Annotated in this window: 1 protein-coding gene; it reads left to right on the top strand. The window is 60.9% G+C overall.

Annotation, left to right across the window (positions count from 1 at the left end; all coding sequences use genetic code 11):
- Positions 1 to 81: 81 nt before the first annotated feature.
- On the top strand, positions 82 to 271 hold a 190-nt coding region (locus ABFY71_RS18880), incomplete at its 3' end, for an ATP-dependent helicase C-terminal domain-containing protein (protein ID WP_347947412.1).

Raw genomic sequence — 271 nt, 5'->3', positions numbered from 1 at the left:
ACCTGGACGCCGGAAGCTGACCGGTCTCGTATACGCCTGCACTGCGCCGCGAAGTGGCGGCCGGAACACGGCTGGCCAGCGGTGGATGATGAGACGCTGCTGGCTCCGCTTGAGCACTGGCTACTGCCGCAAATGAGCGGCGTACACTCCTTGCGTGCGCTCAAGGCGCTTGATGTTAAGACCGCGTTACAGAATTTACTGGACTGGTCATTACGTCAACGTCTGGATAGTGAGCTGCCTGGGCATTACACTGTGCCCACCGGGAGCCGGA

It is taken from the genome of Devosia alba, from assembly GCF_039938915.1.
GTDB lineage: Bacteria > Pseudomonadota > Alphaproteobacteria > Rhizobiales > Devosiaceae > Devosia > Devosia alba.
This window is presented reverse-complemented; position numbering and strand designations above follow the sequence as displayed.